The sequence below is a fragment of the Paenibacillus bovis genome, from assembly GCF_001421015.2.
GTDB classification, from domain to species: Bacteria; Bacillota; Bacilli; order Paenibacillales; family Paenibacillaceae; genus Saccharibacillus; species Saccharibacillus bovis.
Genome location: NZ_CP013023.1, coordinates 2,045,407 through 2,061,859 on the forward strand (window position 1 = coordinate 2,045,407; position 16,453 = coordinate 2,061,859).

At 47.1% G+C, this 16,453-nt stretch carries 16 protein-coding genes; 14 read left to right on the forward strand and 2 right to left on the reverse strand.

Annotated features, from left to right (window positions below; all coding sequences use genetic code 11):
- The first annotated feature begins 21 nt into the window (after positions 1 to 21).
- From AR543_RS08685 to AR543_RS08695, 3 genes are all read left to right on the forward strand, one after another.
- The gene (locus AR543_RS08685; RefSeq protein ID WP_046213045.1) at positions 22 to 1,377 is read left to right on the forward strand and encodes a glucose-6-phosphate isomerase; all 1,356 of its coding nucleotides are present in this window, start codon (positions 22 to 24) and stop codon (positions 1,375 to 1,377) included.
- A gap of 280 nt (positions 1,378 to 1,657) precedes the next feature.
- Positions 1,658 to 2,308: a YigZ family protein gene (locus tag AR543_RS08690; protein ID WP_060533562.1), complete on the forward strand. Its 651-nt coding sequence runs from the start codon at positions 1,658 to 1,660 to the stop codon at positions 2,306 to 2,308.
- A 101-nt stretch (positions 2,309 to 2,409) separates the two neighbouring features.
- Complete coding sequence (locus AR543_RS08695) at positions 2,410 to 2,991, forward strand: TetR/AcrR family transcriptional regulator (RefSeq protein ID WP_060533564.1); 582 nt, start codon at positions 2,410 to 2,412, stop codon at positions 2,989 to 2,991.
- Positions 2,992 to 3,219: 228 nt separating this feature from the next.
- Here AR543_RS08695 and AR543_RS08700 read toward each other — a convergent pair whose 3' ends face one another.
- The gene (locus AR543_RS08700; RefSeq protein WP_060533566.1) at positions 3,220 to 3,621 is read right to left on the reverse strand and encodes a secondary thiamine-phosphate synthase enzyme YjbQ; all 402 of its coding nucleotides are present in this window, start codon (positions 3,619 to 3,621) and stop codon (positions 3,220 to 3,222) included.
- Positions 3,622 to 4,069: 448 nt separating this feature from the next.
- On the opposite strand from AR543_RS08700, the gene cysT reads away from it, so the two are divergent.
- From cysT to AR543_RS08760, 11 genes are all read left to right on the forward strand, one after another.
- Positions 4,070 to 4,885 carry a sulfate ABC transporter permease subunit CysT gene (cysT, locus tag AR543_RS08705; protein ID WP_060533568.1) on the forward strand — a complete coding sequence of 272 codons (816 nt, stop codon included), beginning with the start codon at positions 4,070 to 4,072 and terminating at the stop codon, positions 4,883 to 4,885.
- The gene (locus AR543_RS08710) at positions 4,885 to 5,682 is read left to right on the forward strand and encodes a sulfate ABC transporter permease subunit (RefSeq protein WP_060533570.1); all 798 of its coding nucleotides are present in this window, start codon (positions 4,885 to 4,887) and stop codon (positions 5,680 to 5,682) included. Before cysT ends, AR543_RS08710 begins: the two co-directional genes overlap by 1 nt.
- 1 nt (position 5,683) lies before the next feature.
- Complete coding sequence (locus tag AR543_RS08715; protein ID WP_060533571.1) at positions 5,684 to 6,748, forward strand: sulfate/molybdate ABC transporter ATP-binding protein; 1,065 nt, start codon at positions 5,684 to 5,686, stop codon at positions 6,746 to 6,748.
- A 93-nt stretch (positions 6,749 to 6,841) separates the two neighbouring features.
- The gene (locus AR543_RS08720) at positions 6,842 to 7,909 is read left to right on the forward strand and encodes a sulfate ABC transporter substrate-binding protein (protein WP_060533573.1); all 1,068 of its coding nucleotides are present in this window, start codon (positions 6,842 to 6,844) and stop codon (positions 7,907 to 7,909) included.
- A 374-nt stretch (positions 7,910 to 8,283) separates the two neighbouring features.
- Complete coding sequence (locus AR543_RS08725) at positions 8,284 to 9,099, forward strand: MBL fold metallo-hydrolase (RefSeq protein WP_060533575.1); 816 nt, start codon at positions 8,284 to 8,286, stop codon at positions 9,097 to 9,099.
- 219 nt (positions 9,100 to 9,318) lie between these two features.
- Entirely contained in the window at positions 9,319 to 10,047 is a 729-nt protein-coding gene (locus tag AR543_RS08730; protein WP_060533577.1) for an amino acid ABC transporter ATP-binding protein, read from the forward strand.
- 65 nt (positions 10,048 to 10,112) lie between these two features.
- Positions 10,113 to 10,955 carry a glutamate ABC transporter substrate-binding protein gene (locus AR543_RS08735; protein ID WP_082472170.1) on the forward strand — a complete coding sequence of 281 codons (843 nt, stop codon included), beginning with the start codon at positions 10,113 to 10,115 and terminating at the stop codon, positions 10,953 to 10,955.
- A gap of 254 nt (positions 10,956 to 11,209) precedes the next feature.
- Positions 11,210 to 11,863: an amino acid ABC transporter permease gene (locus AR543_RS08745; RefSeq protein WP_046225514.1), complete on the forward strand. Its 654-nt coding sequence runs from the start codon at positions 11,210 to 11,212 to the stop codon at positions 11,861 to 11,863.
- Positions 11,864 to 11,896: 33 nt separating this feature from the next.
- Complete coding sequence (locus AR543_RS08750; RefSeq protein WP_060533582.1) at positions 11,897 to 12,562, forward strand: amino acid ABC transporter permease; 666 nt, start codon at positions 11,897 to 11,899, stop codon at positions 12,560 to 12,562.
- Between the two features lie 121 nt (positions 12,563 to 12,683).
- A complete protein-coding gene (locus AR543_RS08755; protein WP_087071256.1) occupies positions 12,684 to 14,072 on the forward strand; it encodes an ATP-binding protein in 1,389 nt (462 codons plus the stop codon).
- Positions 14,073 to 14,076: 4 nt separating this feature from the next.
- Complete coding sequence (locus AR543_RS08760; protein WP_060533586.1) at positions 14,077 to 14,994, forward strand: response regulator; 918 nt, start codon at positions 14,077 to 14,079, stop codon at positions 14,992 to 14,994.
- Between the two features lie 626 nt (positions 14,995 to 15,620).
- Here the strand turns inward: AR543_RS08760 and AR543_RS08770 are convergent.
- Positions 15,621 to 16,418 (reverse strand): Cof-type HAD-IIB family hydrolase, encoded by a 798-nt coding sequence (locus AR543_RS08770; RefSeq protein ID WP_060533588.1) that lies wholly within the window; start codon positions 16,416 to 16,418, stop codon positions 15,621 to 15,623.
- Positions 16,419 to 16,453: the final 35 nt, after the last annotated feature.

Sequence of the window (16,453 nt, forward strand, 5' to 3'; positions counted from 1 at the left end):
TTTTGGGAGGGTAACAATATTATGTCTAAAAAAGTGAAATTTGATTACAGCAAAGCTCTTTCTTTTGTCGCTCAACATGAAGTGGATTATTTTGCAGAGCCGATTCGCCTGGCTCACGAACAACTGCACAATGGTACTGGCGCAGGCTCCGACTATCTGGGCTGGATCGACTTGCCTAACAACTATGACAAAGAAGAATTCGCACGCATTCAAAAAGCGGCTGCCAAAATTCAGAGCGACTCCGAAGTACTGATCGTTATCGGTATCGGTGGTTCTTACCTTGGCGCACGTGCAGCGATCGAGATGCTGACACATTCCTTCTATAACGTACTGCCAAAAGACAAACGCAAAACACCGGAGATCTACTTTGCCGGTAACAATATCAGCTCCACTTATGTAAATCATCTGCTGCAGGCTATCGAAGGCAAAGACTTCTCCGTAAACGTAATTTCCAAATCCGGTACAACAACAGAGCCGGCTATTGCTTTCCGTATTTTCCGTGCGGAACTGGAGAAAAAATACGGTAAAGAAGAAGCACGCAAACGCATCTATGCTACGACTGACCGTGCCAAAGGCGCACTGAAAACACTGGCAGATGCAGAAGGCTACGAAAGCTTCGTTATTCCTGATGATGTAGGTGGACGTTACTCCGTGCTGACACCGGTAGGTCTGCTGCCTATCGCAGCAGCTGGCGTTAACATCGAAGAAATGATGCAGGGTGCTGCAGACGCTGCCAAAGAATACAGCAACCCGAACGTTGCCGAGAACGAGAGCTACCAGTATGCAGCGGTTCGTAACGCACTGCATCGCAAAGGTAAAGCAATCGAGATTCTGGTAAACTATGAACCATCCCTGCACTTCGTATCCGAATGGTGGAAACAACTGTACGGCGAGAGCGAAGGTAAAGACTTCAAAGGTATCTTCCCGGCAGCTGTTGATTTCTCGACAGATCTGCACTCCATGGGTCAATTTATCCAGGATGGAAGTCGTAACATCTTCGAAACCGTTATTCAGGTTGAAGAAGTGGCAAGTCATATTACAATCGAAGAAGATCCGGAAGATCTGGATGGTCTGAACTTCCTGGCTGGCAAAACACTGGATTTCGTTAACAAAAAAGCATTCCAGGGTACACTGCTGGCACATACCGACGGACAGGTGCCTAACCTGATCGTTAATATTCCGGACCAGACTCCATATTCCTTTGGTTACCTGGTGTACTTCTTCGAAAAAGCTTGCGGTATCAGCGGATATCTGTCCGGCGTGAATCCGTTTGACCAGGAAGGCGTAGAAGCTTACAAAAAGAATATGTTCGCATTGCTGGGTAAACCAGGCTTTGAAAAGCAAAAAGCGGAACTGGAAGCAAGACTTTCCGAGTAATTATGGAAGGTTTTGCATGAAACCAGCGTAAAGCCGGTTTAAAAGTCTTTTCCAATAAGCTACTTTTGATGTAAAATAGGATAAACTTCATGAAGAAAGCAGTTCTCGGGCAGCGATGCCAGGGAGCTGCTTTCTTGATACCTAAATATATTGTATGATATCTTTAGTAACCTGGAAGGTATTGGTACATTTGGAGTGAGATACACTGCTCTGATGGCCAGTACAGGGATTAGTGAATACTGCCTGCATATCAGGCAGGTACGGTAAGGAAAGGATTATCATGACAACAGACAAACCCGAACGCTACAAGACCATACAACAAGCTGGGGACAAAGAAATTGTGATTAAAAAATCCCGGTTTATCGGTCACTCCAAGCCCGTTGCTACCGAAGAAGAAGCACTGGAATTTATTGAAAGTATCAAAAAACAGCACTGGAATGCTACGCATAACTGCTCTGCCTATCTGATCGGCTCGCGGGGCGAGATTCAGCGTCAGTCGGATGATGGCGAACCGAGCGGAACCGCAGGCAAGCCTATTCTGGAGGTGATCAAAAACCAGGGATTACAGGATATCGTTATTGTCGTAACCCGGTATTTTGGTGGAATCATGCTGGGTGCCGGTGGATTGATCCGGGCTTATACCGACGGAGCCGTTGCTGCGATCGAAGCAGGAGAAGCTATTACACGTGTACTGCATCAGGAAGTAAAGGTTGAACTGGATTATACCTGGCTTGGCAAAGTAGAGAATGAGCTGCGCAGCCGGGGCATCCGTATGGGTGATACCGCTTTTACCGATAAAGTGATTCTGAACTGTCTGCCGGTTGCCAGCGAAGCAGAGGCATTCCGGGAATGGATGACTGATCTTACGCAGGGACAGTCATTGATCACGACAGGCGAGCAGCTTTATTTTACAGAAGAACAAGAGAAATAGAGCAGAACCGGGTGCGATGATAGTATAGATCTGTGTAGAATCACAGACATAGCCGGCGCATCTGATCTGACTATGCAAAATGCTTGAAGGGGAATCATACTATGGCACGTAGAGCGGTAGAGCAGGAGTTATCCAGGGAGAGAATTTTAGAGGCTGCCAGACATCTGTTTGTAACAAAGGGGTATCGTGCAATCTCGATGCGTAGTATTGGTCAGCATCTGGGCTACAGCCATGGTTCACTGTATTATCATTTCAAGGAAAAAGCGGAGCTGTTCTATGCGATTGTAATGGAGGACTTTGATCATCTCTGCTATCTGCTGCAGGAGGTCAAGGAAGCACCGGAGCAGCCGGAATGGAACAAGGTAGAGCGCCTGCTGATTGAATTTATTCGTTTTGGACTGGATAATGCCCATCAGTACGAGATTATGTTTATGATCCGTGATGAAGAGCTGTTAAGCTATTGTCGTGCAGAACAGGCACGCTGCTTTGAATTGTTCTCGTCGATTGTTCGGCAGCATATGGATGTGACCGAGCATACGCTGGAAGCGATGCATACGGTACCGCTGAGTCTGTTTCTGTCGATTCACGGATTCATTTCCTATTATATTCAGGATCGCGTTACCTATGATGAGATCCGGCCTGCAGCGATTGCCCATGTCAAAACGCTCTGCAGGGTATTATAAGAGGAAGCCGATAATGGAAGAAATTATTCAAAGCGGGCGCAGCATACCAAGAGGGGCATTCCTCTATCTTGGCACTTTAAGGCTTTGCCCTGTCAAAACGTTGAATCCCTATAGTAAAATGGCAGCAATCCCACCTGCCGACAATCAGATACTAGAACACAAAAGGCGACTGATCCGCATCCTGTATGCAGAGCAGTCGCCTTTTGTGTTCGGTCTCATTCGTTTGTATCAGCCTTGCATGATTTTGATCATGTATTCCCGCTGGCGCGGCCCATCGAATTCGCAGAAATAAATACCCTGCCAGCGTCCGAGCAGCAGCCTGCCATCCTGAATAATAATGGTCTGGGAAGGGCCGGTAGTGATCGATTTGAGATGCGAAGCCGTGTTGCCTTCCATGTGGCGATATTTGGGATGCTCCCAGGGATAGACTTCATCCAGACGCATCAGCACATCATGCTTCACATCTGGGTCTGCATTCTCATTGATTGCAATTCCGGCAGTCGTATGCGGACAATAGACAATCGCTATGCCTTCCTGTATGCCGCTCTGGCTTACTTTGGAGGAGACTTCTCTTGTAATATCTCTCATTTCATCGCGTTTGCGGGTTGAAATCTGCATCGTATACAGCATCGATATCCCTCTTTTCCTACTTTTTTTCAAGATGATTCTTAGAATGAAGAATCCAGGTGTTCCAACTTCATTTTAATCCTTATTTGGACTCATTTCTATTCAGATATTACCTCATTACACCGGAATCAATCAGATATACAGTCAACGCTAGCCAATACCAGCGTCAAATAAAAGTGCAAAACATAATTCCAGAAGCTGGTGGATAAAGCGGAGAATTGCTTATAAACCAGCTGTTTTTCTAGGCTGAAGCAGTCGATTCGAAGCGGAATCCGAACATTACGCATGACTAGAAATCATTTTGGCAAAAAGTAAACTTCTCATTGACGCTTGAAGTCAGGCTTTGCTAAAGTATGGCTAAGATTTAATACCAAGTATACTAATAGGAAATAAAGGTTAAAGGAATGCAAAAGTAAAATGGACGATTGAGTTCAAGTAAAGGAGTCTTCCGGTGAATAGTACATTACTGCGTCACAAAGGTTGGACATGGGGATTTCGTACGACGGTGCTGCTGTATTTTCTGATTTTGATTGTACTGCCGATAGCCGGAGTGTATGTAAATTCACTATCGGATGGATGGGCTGCCTTTGTCCAGAATATTGGAGATCCGATTGCCTGGAAAGCAGTGCTGCTGACGCTCAAGTTGGCACTGATCGCGACGCTGATCAATGCGCTGGTCGGTACCATGGCTGCCTGGGTACTGATCAGATATGACTTTCCAGGTAAATCGCTGCTGAACAGTATCGTGGATCTGCCGTTCGCACTACCAACCGCAGTCGGTGGACTAATGATTCTGGTGCTGCTGGGACCGAGCAGCATTGTGGGAAAAGCAGCTGCTTCGGTCGGGCTGGATCTGGTTTTTCATCAGCCAGCGATTATCGTGGCGATGGTATTTGTCACTTTTCCATTTGTTATCCGGGCGATTCAGCCGCTGCTGGAAGAGCTGGATCGATCGGCAGAAGAGGCCTCTTATACACTGGGAGCTTCGCGTACACGCACTTTTTTTAATGTGATTTTACCGGCAATGGTACCGGGGATTCTGAGTGGAGCAATGCTCGCATTTTCCCGGGCACTGGCAGAGTTTGGAGCGGTTGTGCTGGTAGCCGGCAATATTCCCGGACGTACATTGACCGCTTCGGTGTACATTTTCGGTGAGGTGGAGAGTGATAATGAAGCGGGTGCAGCAGCGGTATCGATTCTGCTGCTGACCCTGTCCTTTATTATCCTCTGGCTGATCAATCTGGTGCAGACGAGGAGAATGAGCTGATGAGAAGACTATGGATTACTTTGACCTGGCTCGTATTCAGTATTCTGATTCTGATCCCGCTGGTAGTATTGACCACAGGAGCATTTGATGAAGGTGGAAAAGGGTTCCTGCAGGCATTGGGACGGCCTGAAGCAATGCACGCTCTGATGATGACTGGCATGATTGTCGTCGTAGTGACGCTGCTGAATGGAATATTCGGCATTATGATGGGCGTCTATCTGGTACGGGGAACCTGGATCAGCCGCAAACTTCGCCAGCTGTTCAACAGCATCGTGGATCTGCCATATGCGGTATCGCCGGTCATCGGTGGTCTGATGATCGTGCTACTGCTGGGACCGGATACGGTGATTGGCGCTTTTTTTGAAAATATCGGATTCAAGGTCGTCTATGCGTTCCCGGGTATGGTTATCGCTACCTTATTCGTAACGTTCCCGCTGATGGTACGTGAAGTTATGCCTGTACTGCAGGAGATTGGAACAGATCAGGAAGAGGCGGCTTCCACACTGGGAGCCTACAGCTGGAGAACATTCTGGCAGGTGACCTGGCCGTCTATCCGCTGGGCCGTTATTTACGGTACCATCCTTACGGTCGCTCGCTCGCTGGGAGAATTTGGCGCGGTATTGGTTGTATCCGGCAATATTATTAACAAGACGCAGACGGCGACGACACTGGTCTATCAGGATATGGAAAATTTTAATGTGACAGCTGCCAATGGGGTTGCCCTTGTACTGGCAGTGTTCTCGATCGGTTTGCTGCTGCTGATGGAACGGGCCAAGAAAAGAAAGGAAGTGCTCTGATATGCATGTGGAAGTTCGTCATTTGGATAAGCATTTCGGTCAATTTCATGCGGTGCAGGATGTCAGCTTCTCAATTGCCAAGGGACATCTGATTGGTCTGCTCGGACCGAGTGGTGGCGGTAAAACCTCTATTTTGCGGATGCTTGCCGGGCTGGAGACGCCTGGTAGCGGAGAGATTATTTTTCATGGCAAAACAGTCAATCATCTGCCGCCGCAGGAACGGGAGATCGGATTTGTTTTTCAAAATTATGCATTGTTCAAGCATATGACGGTATTCGATAATATAGCGTTTGGTCTGAAAGTCAAAAAGATCCGCAAAGAAGCGATGCGGGATCGTGTACGTGAATTGGTGGAGCTGACCGGCCTGTCCGGATTCGAGCATCGGTATCCGCATCAGCTGTCTGGCGGACAACGTCAGCGGGTTGCTTTTGCCAGAGCATTGGCACCCGAACCACAGCTGCTGCTGCTGGATGAACCGTTCGCAGCGATCGACGCCAAGATCCGGCAGGAGCTGCGTACCTGGCTGCGTGAACTGATCGAGCGGGTAGGTATTACTTCTATTTTCGTTACCCATGATCAGGATGAAGCGATCGAAGTGGCTGACGAGATTATGATTATTAATGGCGGACGTCTGGAACAGAAGGGGACGCCATGGGATATTTACAAGCAGCCCTCTACGCCGTTTGTCGCTTCCTTTATCGGGGAGTCGACGATTATAGAAGAGATTGGACAGCTCAAAGGCTTCGATCATCACGGAATTACTGCTTCTGCCCGTGCTTTGATCCGGCCGGAGTATATCGAGATTGGACCTGCTCATGAGTTCCGCCTGCTGTCCGCGACAGAGACAGGTACTGTGAAGCATATGCACTTCCGGGGCAGTCAGTGGATGGTCGAGGTGGAAGTGGGTACGAATCGACTGATCACCTATCGTTCACTGGAAAAAGATACGCTGGAGGTAGGACAGGACGTACAGGTACTCGTTCACCGTGCATACCTGTTCAATGATGATGAGAGCTGGATTGCCGAAAATGCACTCAAAGCTGATCCATTATCGGTATTTATCTAGATGAATCAATCGACACGGAGTGATCAGCAGATCGATGCAGAAACGGGAAATAGTCTGTTAACATACCGTAGAGTCTGGAGAGGAGAGAACAGCATGAAACAGAGAAAATCGTGGTCACTCCGATTACTGGTGGGGTTTATTCTGCTGAGTGTGCTGCTCTCCGGATGCAGCGGTGCAGAACAATCCGGAACACAGCCGGTATCCGCTGCGCCGGCATCAGATGGAGATGTAACACTGGTAATCGGCGCCTACAGTGTAGCCAAGGATGCCGTCGGTGAGATTCTGCCGCAGTTCCAACAGTACTGGAAAGAAAAGACCGGTCAGACAGTGCGCTTCCAGGAGTCGTATGAAGCTTCGGGTACACAGGCGCGGGCGATTGCCGGAGGATTCGAAGCGGACGTGACGATTCTGTCGCTGGAAGGCGATGTCGACAAGCTGGTTAAAGCGGGACTGGTCGATAAAAAATGGAAAGATGCTCCGTATCAGGGCATGGTCACACGCTCTATCGTCGTACTCGGCACACGCAAAGGCAATCCGCTCGGTATTCATCAATTTCAGGATCTGGCGCGTCCCGGTGTGAAGGTGCTGTATCCCAATCCCAAAACATCCGGTGGTGCACAGTGGGATATCAATGCGATCTATGGCGCCGGACTCAAGCAGTCAGAACGGGAAAAAGGACAGAAAGATCCGGCAGCCGCCAAAGCATTTCTGGAAGCTGTCCATCAAAATATAGAATCACTCGATAAAAGCGGACGGGCTTCAATGGCAGCTTTTGAATACGGGGTAGGAGATGTAATTGTTACGTATGAAAATGAACTGCTGGCACGGATGGCCAAAGGAGCACAATATGATCTGGTCGTACCCGACGATACGATTCTGATCGAAAATCCTGCTGCCGTGGTGGATTCTTATGTGGACAAGCACGGCACACGTAAAGTAGCCGAAGCTTTCCTCGATTATCTGCGCACAGCGAAAGCCCAGGAGATTTTTGCCAAACACGGATTTCGTCCGGTGGATGAGCAGGTCATGAAGGCTCATCGCAGCGAATATCCTGATCCATCGGGACTGTTTGATATACAGTATCTGGGCGGATGGAGTGAAGTCCGCAGCTCCTTGTATTCCAAACGCGGGATCTGGTATCAGGTATTGGCAGGGATTTGATACTATTCTGTGTGGGTGAGTGAATGTGAAGCTATCTTTTTACACTTTGTGAAAAGATAGCTTTTTTTGTATATACAGGTCTGTATAATAGAAAACAATGATAGCGTACCTTCCCTGAAAACTTGTACGTTGAGCGTACATACCGAAATTAAAAGGAAAATGATATACTTTAAGATATAATACATTACAGGCAGCAGAATACGGCCTGACGCGCAAAAGGAATCATGTAGGCGCAAATAGAATGATATGGCGAATAATAGCTGTATTCATCAAACTTGTATATTATGAATAAAAATATGAATTTGTGTATACTAATTAGGCAATCCTGATGATGTGCAAAAATTATACCTTCAGGTTCAAGGGGAGAATACAGGATGAACGGACGTGTAGTGGATCGATTAACATTTTTGGGAACCGGTGATGCAATGGGTGTTCCCAGGGTATATTGTGATTGTGAGGTATGCGAAGAAGCGAGAAATAGCGGGACCAATCGGCGTCTGCGTTCTTCGGTACTGATCGAAAGTACGGAAGGCGATTTTCTGATCGATTGCGGTCCCGACTGGCGTCTGCAGATGGAGATGACCAATCGTCGTGCGGATATTACGGATATCGTAATTACCCACGCGCATTTCGATCATATCGCCGGACTGCCGGAATGGGCAGATGCCTGCCGGTGGCAGGGGGTCAGAGGACGTGTCTATGCACCGCAGGAAGTACTGGATATTATACAGCGTCAGTATCCATGGATTGCCACGCATCTGGATATGATCGCCAATGATGAAGGCATGACCATCAGTGGCTGGAAACTGACACCGTGGAAGGTACATCATGGATTTAATGGCTATTCTTATGCGTACCGGCTGGAGAAACATGATTTTGGCTGGGTATACTGCCCGGATGCTATCGGACTGACTGCAGAACAAAAAGTATTGATGGACCGGCTGGATCTATTGATTCTGGGAACCAGCTTTGTTCACGAAGAGGCGGAATACAGTGGGCGTTCGGTGTATGATATGCGTGAAGCTGCGGAATTGGTAGATGAACTGGCTCCGATTCAGACGATTTATACGCATATGTCGCATGGAGTCGATCTGCGCCAGGAACTTGATCTGCCTGTAGGTGCCAGTACAGCACGTACAGGCATGACAATTGATTTGGGTAATTACACTGTACTTTTACCCGAAGAATAGAAATGGAAATAGCATTACCAAAGGAGACCGGTATCGGAAGATATCGGTTTTTTTGTATTTTTTTGATTATTTTTTGGAGGAATTCAGGAATTTACAGCGCTACAGCGTAGGTTTACGTAGTTTTATGTAGGTGTAGCTTAATATTATAAAAAATGTAAGTATACCTGACAGTCTAATCACGAAAAAGATAAATTTCGGTACATAAAAAGGAGGAAAAGGATGATTACCTTCCATGAAGTTGACAAGTTCTATGGCGACTTTCAAGTATTAACAGGAATTAACCTGCATGTCGAATCAGGAGAGGTTGTCGTTGTACTTGGACCCTCCGGCTCCGGTAAAAGTACGATGCTTCGTTGTATCAATCGTCTGGAAGAAACAAGCAGCGGTCAGCTGACAGTAAATGGAGTACGTGTGGATGAACGTAAAACGGATCTGAATAAGTTGCGCCGCAATATCGGTATGGTTTTCCAGCATTTCAATCTGTATCCGCACAAAAAAGTAATCGACAATATCACACTGGCTCCGATCAAAGCACTGGGCGTCTCCAAAGCGGAAGCGCACCAGACGGCGATGCACTATCTTGAAAAAGTCGGTATCGCTGATAAAGCGCAGTCGTATCCTTCTCAATTATCCGGTGGACAGCAGCAGCGTGTAGCGATTGCCCGAGGTCTGGCTATGAAGCCGCAGATTATGCTGTTTGATGAACCGACTTCGGCGCTCGATCCCGAGATGGTCGGTGAGGTGCTCGATGTTATGAAAGCCCTCGCACTGGAGGGAATGACCATGGTCGTGGTTACCCATGAAATGGGCTTTGCCCGTGAAGTGGCTGACCGGGTCGTCTTTATGGATCAGGGCAAGATCGTAGAGGAAGCTCCACCGGAGCAGTTTTTCTCCAATCCACAGGAAGAGCGGGCCAAGCTGTTCCTTAGCCGCCTATTGAATCACTAATCGCTCCATATAAATAGCTATTCGCAAGTCATTGCACCTATACCAATGAAAAGGGGAAATGAATAATGTCCAACAAAAAAAGATTCTCGCTTCTTCTTGTATGCATGATAGCTCTGGTAATGGTACTGGGAGCATGCAGTACAACCAAAACGAACCCTAGTGGCGGTGCTTCATCGGAAAGCAATGCGAATGCCCAGATCGATCAGATCAAGCAGCGCGGTAAATTGATTGTGGGCGTCAAATATGACACCAAACTGTTCGGTCTCAAAGATCCAGGTAGCGGCAAAGTAGAAGGTTTTGACGTGGATATGGCCCATGCCCTGGCGAAAAGTATCCTTGGTGACGAAAGCAAAGTCGAGCTGAAAGAAGTAACGTCCAAAACACGTATCCCGATGCTGAACAATGGCGATGTGGATATGGTTATCGCCACGATGACCATTACGGATGCCCGCAAAAAAGAAGTCGATTTCTCCGATGTTTATTTCCAGGCCGGACAATCCCTGCTCGTGAAAAAGGGCAGCCCGATTCAGGGTATCGAAGATGTGACTGCCGATACAACGATTCTGGCAGCCAAAGGCGCTACATCGATCGATAATATCGAAGAAAAAGTACCGGGCGTAAAAGTACTGGAATTCGATAACTATCAAGATGCGTTTAACGCTCTCAAAGCAGGTCAGGGTGAAGCGCTGACAACAGACGATGCGATTCTGTACGGTATGGCTGCACAGGACCCGAATTATGAAGTCGTAGGCAAACCATTTACAGATGAGCCTTATGGTATCGCTGTGAAAAAAGGACAGACCGGCCTGGTGGCAGCGATCAACAAAGGTCTGACCGATATGAAAGCAGACGGTTCTTATGATGAGCTGTACAAAAAATGGATCGGTAAAGCACCAGAAAGCAAATAAGTTTTGCGGATATGAAGTCGATATGAAATGCAGGCAAGGCTGGAATTTAATAAGACAGAGGATGGGCCATTACGCCCATCCTTTTCATTAGAGCAGATGAAGGATCGATCTGGTATGGATGTTCAAAAGCTAGTGATGGTTCAAAACTCGAGTGAAGAACTAGCCAGAATCGGAATTGAGTATAAGAGAGCAAGCCCATGCAGTCAGAGCATCTTGGACATACTGGATTGCAAAGAATCAAAGGAGGTATGAAAATGCTGGATTTTTCTATTCTGATTGAATATTTCCCTGACTATATGGAAGGGTTTTTGAATACAATTCAGGCAAGTCTGATCGCACTGGTCGGAAGCTTTATTCTGGGTACTATTATTGCGGTATTCCGTATTACCGGCATTAAACCGCTGCAATGGCTGGGGACCGCTTATGTGGAATTTATCCGGAATATCCCGATTCTGATTGTCGTCCTGTTTTTCTATCTGGGATTGCCGTCTCTGGGTGCCAGACTTGATGGATTTCAGGCAGGAACACTGGGATTGACTGTGTATACATCTGCATTTATTGCTGAAGCGATTCGTGCAGGAATCTTGTCTGTACCCAAAGGGCAGATGGAAGCTGCACGTTCATCAGGAATGAGTTACATACAATCGATGCTGCATGTTATTTTACCGCAGGCTATCAAACTGGTTATCCCGCCGCTGAGCAATCAGTTTATCAATCTTATCAAAAACTCATCGGTACTCACGATCGTAGCCGGATTGGATCTGATGTACTTTGCCGATTCGATTAACGGAGACAGTTATGCCACAGTCAGCACATATATTTTCACAGGGATGTTCTATCTGATATTAACGCTACCAATGAGCTATGGTTCCCATGTACTGGAACGCAGATTGGCCAAAAGTTCATAAACCATCCGCAATAAGGGTTAAAGGAGGAGTACTATGGATTTCGCAGGTGCGTATTCACCCGAGAATTTGAAGTTTCTGATGGAAGGTCTGGGCATGACGCTGTATGTCGCCTTCTTTGCTATTATATTCAGTTTTGTAATCGGATGTTTTGCTGGAGTTATCCGTTATATGAAGATTCCCGTAGTGTCACAGGTACTGGCAGTTGTCGTAGAGATTCTGCGTAATCTGCCACTGCTGCTAATCATTTTCTTTGTTCAGTTTGCGGTGCCGCAGATTTCGTTTTTTGGCATTCAGTTCAAGTTTACGATTCCGGTAGGCGCGATTATTGCGCTGACGCTGTTTGAAGCAGCGATGATCTCGGAGATTGTCCGTGCCGGTCTAAATTCTATTCCCAAAGGACAGGTGGAAGCAGCACGTTCTTCGGGTCTGGGAACGGTGCAGACGCTCTGGCATATCGTTCTGCCGCAGGGTCTCCGCCGAATGGTGCCGCCGCTGGTCAGCCAGTTCATTTCACTGCTCAAGGATACCTCGCTCGCAGTTATCGTAGCACTGGCTGAACTGATGCATAACGCGCAGATTATCATGGGTCAGAACCACAACTATCCGATTCCGATTTTATTGCTTGTCGCGATGATCTATTTTGTTGTAAATTATACATTATCGCTGATCTCCAGACGCTTGGAGACACGCACAGCTTAACACACACAGGGAGCCGGTTTCCGGAAGGAGACCGGTTTTTGTGATCTTTGCAGACGAAAACATGTTGTATAACCGTTATGGAGAGAGTTTTATAATGAAAACAGCATGAAAGGGAAATTTTATGATACCATATAAACAATTTCACAAAACAACAGAACCCTCATTGTCCACTACAGTCGTACGTCAATCCGAATCGCGCCGCAAAGGAGCTGAAGGACGCATGCCTGCTCTTTTCAGAAATGAGAAAATTCAGATTCTGACGGTAGCGCTTGGAACAGCAGTGGCCGGGGAGTTCAAGATTAATCCCGTACCCGGTGATCTGTTTCGGATTGGTCTGGGTGGTAGTGCTTTTCTGTTATTCCTGCTACTGATGAACCGTTTACCTTTTATCCGGGCAGGAATATGGACAGCGATTACAGTAATTATATTTCGTATTCTTCTGGATCTGATTCTGAGACCGAATGGATTCGATTGGATCGACCGGATACAGGTGCATACATCCGGTGGGCTATATTATCTTACATTTTCGATAGGGATGTATTTGATTCAGGGGCAGATCGAGCGGATGAATCTGCTGCTGCTCGGGGTACTCGCGACATGTATCGATTTTAGCTCCAATACGGTCGAGATGATCTGCAGATGGCTGCTGACCGGATCGGAAATCTCCAATCCGGCGACATGGATGTATATTATAGTGGTAGCTGCGATCCGCGGCTTTTTTATGACCGGTTTGTACAGCAGTATTGCCGTCAGCCAGATCCGCGCGCTATCGCTAGAGCAGAACAAGCGAATGGAACAGATGCTGTCTGTCAGCTCTGGTCTGTATGGCGAAGTATTTTATCTGCGCAAATCGATGGATACTATTGAACGTGTTACCAACAGCAGCTATCGTCTGTATACCGACCTCAAGCGGGAAGGTCTGACCGACTTTAGTCAGCGGCAGCTCAGTATTACCCAGGAAATACACGAAGTCAAAAAAGATTCGCAGCGTATTGCTGCCGGTCTGCTCAAGTTGTTTGATCAGGATGCCCAGTCGCTGCTGTCGCTATCGGAGATTATGGATTATGCGATTCGTGGCAATCGCAAATATGCGATAATGCTCAACAAACAGGTCATATTCAGCGCTCATCTGCAGCAGGATTACCTGACTTCGGATTATATTCCGCTGCTTACACTGCTCAACAATCTGCTGGCTAATGCGATTGAAGCAGTGGACAAGTCCGGATCTATTGAACTGCGGATTGAGCAGCAGTCAGACTGGACTGTGCTCACAGTCGCTGACTCAGGAAAAGGAATTCCGGAGCGTGATCGGGAGATGATCTTTGAGCCGGGATTTACGACCAAATTTGCCCAGGGAGGCAGTGCGGCTACCGGTATCGGTCTGTCACATGTGCATGATATTGTCGCATCGCTTGGTGGCAGCATCCGGCTCTGTACAAATGAGGAGCATGCTCCATGGAAGACTGCTTTTCGGGTAGAATTGCCAACCGATTCATTAAAGAGAGGATGATAATATGGGATTATCTTTTTGTATTGTAGATGACGATCCGGCAACACGTGCAATGCTGGAAAATATTATCAGGGAAAGCAAGCTGGGCGAAGTGACCGGAACAGCCAGAGGTGGGGAGGAAGGTACCCGTATTATTCTGGAAAGCAAGCCGGATGTCGTGCTGATCGATTGGCTAATGCCGGATCAGGATGGGCTGGAGACGATTATGCAGCTACAGCGGCAGGGATTTCGGGGCAAATACGTGATGATCTCGCAGATTGAAAATCAGGAAATGGTCGGCGAAGCCTATCAATCCGGGATTGAATTTTTTATCCGCAAGCCGATTAACCGAATAGAAGTGGAATCCGTATTGTCCCGGGTCAGCGAACATGCAGAGATCCGGCAGTACCTGCATGAGCTCAAGTCTTCCTTGTCTCGACTGGATACGCTGAATCTGTTGTCTACAGAGCGCCAGACTGCTGTACCGGTCAGACCGCGTAGTATCAGCGAAGTCATTCGTCCTATTTATATGAATCTGGGTATTGTTGGTGAAGCAGGCTGCAATGATATTACCGCTATTATGGAAATGCTGCTGCAGCGTGGACAGGCAGGTCCATTTCCTCCTCTCAAACAGCTGTACGAAGGAGTAGCTGCCAGCTACAAAAGCACTCCGCGCGAAGTTGATAAAGAAGCCAAAGCAATCGAACAGCGCATTCGACGCACCGTTACGACAGCGCTCACACATCTGGCTTCTATCGGACTCACCGATTACGGAAATCCCAAATTCGAGCACTATGCACCGCTCTATTTCGACTTTGAAGATATCCGTGCCAAAATGAAAGAGATCGATGAAGAACGCGACGACAGCAAAAGCAAGGTGAGTATCAAAAAGTTCCTGCAGGTATTATATTTGGAAGCACTGGATCAGATGCAGAACGTATAATTAGTCAGTATGAGTATGAGTATGAGTATGAGTATGAGTATGAGTATGAGTATGAGTATGAGTATGAGTATGAGTATGAGTATGAGTATGAGTATGAGTATGAGTATGAGTATGAGTATGAGTATGAGTATGAGTATGAGTATGAGTATGAGTATGATACAGATGTAGATATAAATGCAGATGCAACGACCCTACCATCCAGAGTAACCCAAAAAGCACCTTGCGGTGAGTATAGCATTATCCCGGCAATAATCCGGAATGATGCTATACTCTCTGGCAAGGTGCTTTTTAGTAACTATCTTCTACAATCTTTAACAACAAATCCAAAGAAATAAAGGCAAGAATTAATAGGTTACAAAGCTTTTAAATCCTCAAAGTTTTAGATGGATTAATGTTTTAAATCTCTACAAAACAGTGCCAAAAGGAATGCCCATCGACATAGCGGAGGGAAGGGAATTCGGTCAAAGGACGACCTTTGAGCCGGGAGATCGACCGCTTTTCCTATTCCAGATCTCCCGGCTCAACTGGAGGACGTGACCGAATCCCTTTCCGCAGCGGACATGCACATCCGATACAGAGTTTATCAGCAGTACAAATGCATAACAGCCTGTACCATCTGCAAACGATCAGTTTTTAAGAATGAACTCCTCGATAACCTGCTTCACACCATCTTCGTTGTTGCTTGCCGTAATATAATCCGCAATTTCTTTTAGCGGTGCGATCGCGTTACCCATAGCCACACCCAGACCCGCAACTTCCAGCATTTCATGGTCATTCCAGGAATCGCCAACAGCGATGGTATCCTGCAGATCACAGTTAAAATGATTAGCCAGGAAAGTCAGTGCAGCACCTTTGGTACCTTCCTTGTGCATAATTTCCAGGAATTCCGGCTTGGACTTGGTAATATGCACGCCATCACCCAGCAGCTCGCGTAGAATCGGCTGCAGCTCGTCGAGGAAATCCGGATCGTCGATGATCAGCATTTTTGGCGTAGGCTGTTCGATCATTTTGGCAAAGTCTGGCTCTACATAATACTGTGTACGATTCAGCGTCGTATAGTCGATCAGATGCTGATTCAGTTCACGGGCATACAGCTTGTCATCGATATACGTCTGCAGATGAAGATTATGCTCTACGCAGTATTCGAACAGTTTGCGCGCAGCTTCTACAGGAACATAGCGCTCATACAATACCTGCTCGTCCATCAGGTTTTTGATGAGGGCACCCTGATACGTGATGATCGGTACATTCAATCCGGTCTGGCGGGCAATTGCCTGAGCGGATGCATAAGCGCGGCCGGTAGCGAGTGTCACTACAGTGCCTTTGGCAACCGCCTGTTCCAGCGCTTGCTGAGTGGCAGGGGTAACTTCCTTGTCATCGTTGATCAATGTGTCGTCGATATCAATAGCAATTAATTTGTACATAGTATGTGCTCCTTCTATCCATGTTATAGATCTGT